We start from the raw sequence: 5,281 nt of genomic DNA, 5'->3' as shown, positions 1-5,281 counted from the left end.
ATCCGCCGCAGCACGGGGCGCGGACAGGGCGTTGCCGATGGCCTCGGCCGTGGTGGCCAGCGGCGCCTGCAACCGCTCGGGCTCCAGGTGGCCGCGGCGCAGCAGCAGCATGGTCTTCACGGCCGTGAGCTGGGCGAGCAACTGGTAGCAGTGCACCTGCAGCCGTTCCAGGGGTTCGAGCGGCGGGCGCACGGCGCGCGGCTCCGACAGCGACCGCTGCGTGGCCTGCACCAGGGCCGAGAGACTGTCGTAGGCCTCGCGCCGCGCCAGCCGCCAGGCCAGCTCGGGCGCGTTGTCCACGGCCTGCAATTGCCCCAGGGCCAGCGCCTCGCGCGCATGCAGCGCCTGAGCGGCCAGGGTGCGCGACACGAGGGCGGGGATCTGCGTGCGCTCCCACGAGGGCAGCACATAGGAAAACGCCCAGGCCACGCCGGTGCCGATCAGGGTATCGGCCAGCCGCTCGAACAGCGCGAAGGCCGTGCTGCTGCCCGCATGCAGCATGTGCGACTGCACCAGCCCGAGCACGGTGGCCGCCACCGCGGTGATGAGGTAGCGCCGCACGGCAAAGCCATGGGCCACGGCCTGCGCCAGCGTGAGGCACACGATCAGGCCCAGCGCGGTGGGGTGCATGGACAGCAGCCCCAGCGCCAGCACGCAGCCCAGCAGCGTGCCGGCCACGCGGCTGTTGCGCCGCTCCAGGGTCTGCGCCAGGCTGCCGCGCAGCACCACCACGATGGTCAGCAAAATCCAGTAGGCGTGCGTGCCCCAGGGCAGTGCCTGCGCCACCGCGTAGCCCACACCCATGGCCAGCGCCGCGCGGATGGCATGGCGCAGCGGCGGCGCATCCCAGCGCCACAGGCCGTTGAACGGATGCCACGACCACGCGGTGGGGCTCACGAACATCTGCCAGTTCGCGCGCACCACGGCCAGGTTGGGCTCGGCCTCGCCGCGGGCCAGGGCGATCATGCGCAGCGCCTCGTCGTTGATGTGGCCGATGCGGTCCGCCAGCCCGCGCGCCAGGAGGCGGGGCGACGGGTTGGCGCTCTCCGGTCCGGGCTGGGGCTGAGGCACTTCGTCCCAGCGCAGGGCCGCCAGGTGGGGCCGGTGGTCGGCGAAGGCGGTGGGCCTGCGGCCGATGAGCATGGCATCGGCCAGGCGCTCCATCTCGTCGGCCACGTGGTGCAGCACGTCGCGCAGCCCGACCACCACGGGCGCATGGCCGGGGTGGGCCTTGAGCGTGTCCAGGTCCAGCTCGCAGGCCAGCAGGTGGTCGCGCATCTCCAGCACCAGCAGCAGCATGCCGGCCAGCCGCTGGCGCCGCGGCGTGCGGGGCGACTCCAGCACGATGTTGCGCGCGGCCTGCAACTGCTCGGCCAGGGCCGCCTGCCGGTGCAGCAAGGCCCCCGCCAAGGCGGGCGCGGGCGGGCCCTGCAGATCGACGGGCGTGAATTGCCGTGCCTGCACGCGCATCAGCGCGGCGAGCGCCAGCAGCGCATCCGCCACCGACTGCACGCGGTAGCGCGCGTTGAGCGCATGGTTGGCCACCACCGAATACACCACATACAAAGCCGCCCCCAGCGCGAAATGCCCGGTGGTGGCCAGCGCCGCCGTCAACGGGTCCACGCCCGGCGTGGGCGGCACGGCCATGGAGAACACCATGGAGAACATCAAGGCCACCGCGATCGGCACGCCGCGCTTGCCCCAGGCCATGCCAGGAACGCGACGAAGCTGGCTGGCACGATCAGCATTCCCAGGGCCAGCTCCGACGGGTGCAGCATCTGCACCCCGAAAAAGAGCGGCACGCCCAGCAGGGGCGCCGGCAGCATTTGCCAGAACTTGCCCCGCGCCGGGCCGGGCAGGTCGGGCGGCGCCGTAACGATGACCCCGACCGACGCCGAGGCGGCGGCCGCCGCGCCCAGCCACCCGTGCACCCCGGCCGAGATGAGCAGCAGGCCGAAGGCCACCGACAGGCCGTTGAAGACATAGTGGCTCAGCGCCACGCGCAAGGCGGCCCGCAGGCGGTGTTCCGGAGAGATCCTCATAAGCCGGCGAGCGTACCGCAGCACTGCGTACCGCGGCGTCAGGCAGCGCCCCATTCGCGGGGCCGCCGGGTAACATCGGCCACCCCGTCGCCGCCCGGCCCGCCCCATGTCGCCACCCACCCCGCCGCCGCTCCATCGCACTTGGTCCCCTGCCCCGCGCCGCACACCCTGGTCGGTGTTGCGAGGGCTCGCCGCGCTGTGCGCAGCGGCCGTGCTGTGCGGCTGCGCGGGGGTGACGGTGTCGTCGATGTCACCGCGCGAATACCTGTCGCAGCGGCGCGGCGACGTGCTCACCAGCGGCCGGGTCAGCGAGGCCACCGAAGAGGTGCTGCGCGTGATCGGCAGCGATGCCGATACCTGCGCGGACGACCTGGCCGACTGCCGCAACCAGCTGGCCGCCTCGAACGGCATCAGCGAGGAGCAGCGCCTGTCGGCGCTGGCCGAGGTCTGGCTGCAGGTGGGCCTCGAAGGCGAACGCGACCGCAACGCGCCGCTGCCGCCGGACGAGGCGCTCGATGCCTGGATGGAATCGGCCCGCCACGCCTGGGCCTATCTGTTTTTCACGCAGCGCTCCCCCGGCGAGCGCGCGTTCGAGGACCGGCAGACGCAGGTGCGCGACTACTACAACTTCGCCACGCAGCGCGTGGTGACCCTGCTGTTCCAGCGCTACCGCGCCGAAGGGCGCCGGTCGGATGAGGTGCGCACCCTCGGCGCCTGGCGGATTTCCAGCGACGCCTCGGACATCCGCCTGCCCAGCGACGCCCCGCTGCCCGAGGAACTGATCCCGGCCACCACGCTGCGGTTTTCCGGCGTTCGCAACACCTACCGGCGCGATGGCTTCGGCACGGAGCTGGTGGCGGCGTCCGCCCCCGAGCCGGGCGAGCGAGCGCCCGCACCGTTCAAGGAAATGCCCTACCCCGCAGCCACCGCGCTGCTGCGGTTTCCCGGCAAGACGCTGGGCGAGGTACTGCGCACGCAGGAGGTGCAGGTGGCGATCTACGACCCCTACCATACCGCGCGGGTGGAACTGGGCGGGCAGCAGGTGCCGCTGGCGGGCAACTTCACCGCGGGGTACGGCCTGTGGCTGGCGCGCTCGGGCTTTGCCACGCAGGCCATGCGCACCCTGCTGGGCTGGAGCGACCGGCTGGACGCGCCGCGCATCCACCTCATGCAGCCCTATGACCCGAACCGCCGCACCATCGTCATGCTGCACGGGCTGGCCAGCAGCCCCGAGGCATGGATCAACGTGGCCAACGAGGTTCTGGGCGATGCGCAGTTGCGGGACGCCTACCAGGTGTGGCAGGTGTACTACCCCACCAATGCGCCGCTGGCCCTCAACCAGCACGACATCCGGGAGGCCCTGTTGCAGACGCTGGCGCACTTCGATCCCGACGGCACGGCGCGCGCATCGCGCGACATCGTGCTGGTGGGCCACAGCATGGGCGGCGTGCTGGCGCGGCTGCTGGTGTCGGAATCGGGCGGCACGCTGTGGGACCAGGTCATCGGCCGCCCCGTGCTGCCCCCGCAAGACCTGGCCCGGCTGCGTGAGGACCTGGGCCCCTTCCTGGTGTTCCATCCCCTGCCGCAGGTGACCCGGGCGGTCTTCATCGCCGCGCCCCACCGGGGAACGCCGTTCGCCAACAAGACCCTCTCGCGCTGGCTGGCCAACATGGTGACGCTGCCGCTGGCCGTGCTGGAGCGCTTCGGCGATGCCACCCGCGTGCTGGCCAGAGCCCATGCCGCGCAGCCCGTCGAGGGCGGGGTGCCGCCGCGCCTGCCCAACAGCATCGACAACCTGGGCGACACCGATCCGTTCGTGCGCGCGGCCGCCGACCTGCCGATCGGCCCGGGCGTGCGCTACCACTCCATCATGGGCCGCGAAGACCCAGGCACCCCGCTCGCGCAGTCGAGCGATGGCATCGTGCCCTACGGCAGCGCCCACCTGGCAGGTGCCGAGTCGGAGCTGGTGCTGACCTCGCACCACAGCGTGCAGGAGAACCCCCGGGCGATCCTGGAGATCCGCCGCATCCTGCGCGAGGCGCTCGCGGCCGAGGCGGTGCGCTGAAAGGCGAGCGCTGCATCCCGAGCCCCACCGCTGGCACCCATGCCCGATGGAAAAGAATCAGCCAACCGCAGACTTCAGCCGCAGCGCCATTCAGCGAAAAACAATCTTTGGCCGTTCTGAACCGTGGGGGCGACACCGATGCCGAGCATCTGAACGGGCTGAGCGGGGAAAGGCCCCGTCCTGCATTTCTGCTGCGCATCGAAGAAAGTCGCATCCCGCACCTGGCGGCGGGTCGGACTGGTCGTGTTGGGCCCGAGGCCGGAGGCCGTGATCGTTTGTCCGCTTTGGGCAAGAACAGGGGTGGTACTCAACGCGGCAAGCAGAGCGAGCCCAGCCGTGACGAACGCGCCAGATTTGAAGACGGGTGAAAGAAGAAGCATGGATTCCCTTGTATTTGAGTTGCAGGCCCAACACTAAAGCCAACCACCCAGGCGAGACAGGCCGCATGCGAAGCCTTTGTTCAGCCGGCGAATCCAACCGACCACGTCGCCGAGCGCGCGTCTGGCCGCAATATTTGCAATCTGCCAGGCGAGCGCCTCGGTACCGGGCAATCACTCCATCACCGCCGGGCCAGGCGCACCTCGTTCGTGCCCTGGGCCGCGCCGCTTTGCGGCACCTGTTCGCCGGTGCGGTCGGTCACCTCGGCCAGGCGCGCGGCGAGCTGCTCGGGCACATCGGGCCCAATGCCCAGATGCACCCCCTGCGTGAGCGTGACGTGCGCCGCCTCGAAGGTGCCGGCGCCCGCGCACAGGATGGTGCGCGTGGGCGCGCTTTCGTGCGCCAGCACCAGCATGGCCGGCACCACGGCCTCGGGCTTGAGCGCGGCCAGCACCTCCTCGGGCATCAGGCCCTCGGTCATGCGGGTGGCGGCGGTGGGCGCGAGCGCGTTCACGTGGATGCCGTGCTTGGCCCCTTCGATGGCGAGCGTCTGCATCAGCCCGACCTGGGCCAGCTTGGCGGCGCCGTAGTTGGCTTGGCCGAAGTTGCCGTACAGGCCGGTGGACGAGGTCGTCATCACGATGCGGCCGTATTGCTGCGCCACCATGTGCGCCCACACGGCCTTGCAGCAGTGGACCGCGCCCATCAGGTGCACATCCACCACGAGGCGGAAATCGTCCATGTCCATCTTGCCGAACGACTTGTCGCGCAGGATGCCGGCGTTGTTGACCAGGAT

Annotated in this window: 3 protein-coding genes and 1 pseudogene; 1 reads left to right on the top strand and 3 read right to left on the bottom strand. The window is 71.0% G+C overall.

Annotated elements, in window-relative coordinates:
- Positions 1-2,042 (bottom strand): annotated as a pseudogene (locus AC27IQ_RS18585) (FUSC family protein); the annotation flags it as partial.
- Positions 2,043-2,217: 175 nt separating this feature from the next.
- Between AC27IQ_RS18585 and AC27IQ_RS18580 the strand changes: the two are divergent.
- Positions 2,218-4,107 carry an esterase/lipase family protein gene (locus AC27IQ_RS18580; RefSeq protein WP_487090350.1) on the top strand — a complete coding sequence of 630 codons (1,890 nt, stop codon included), beginning with the start codon at positions 2,218-2,220 and terminating at the stop codon, positions 4,105-4,107.
- A gap of 74 nt (positions 4,108-4,181) precedes the next feature.
- Here the strand turns inward: AC27IQ_RS18580 and AC27IQ_RS18575 are convergent, their stop codons facing one another.
- Together AC27IQ_RS18575 and AC27IQ_RS18570 are read right to left on the bottom strand one after the other, a co-directional pair.
- Entirely contained in the window at positions 4,182-4,487 is a 306-nt protein-coding gene (locus AC27IQ_RS18575; protein ID WP_284428797.1) for a hypothetical protein, read from the bottom strand.
- Positions 4,488-4,666: 179 nt separating this feature from the next.
- The coding region (locus AC27IQ_RS18570) for an SDR family NAD(P)-dependent oxidoreductase (RefSeq protein ID WP_487090349.1) at positions 4,667-5,281 on the bottom strand (615 nt) is incomplete at its 5' end.

The organism is Acidovorax sp. KPB24-07 (genome assembly GCF_057543315.1).
This window is presented reverse-complemented; position numbering and strand designations above follow the sequence as displayed.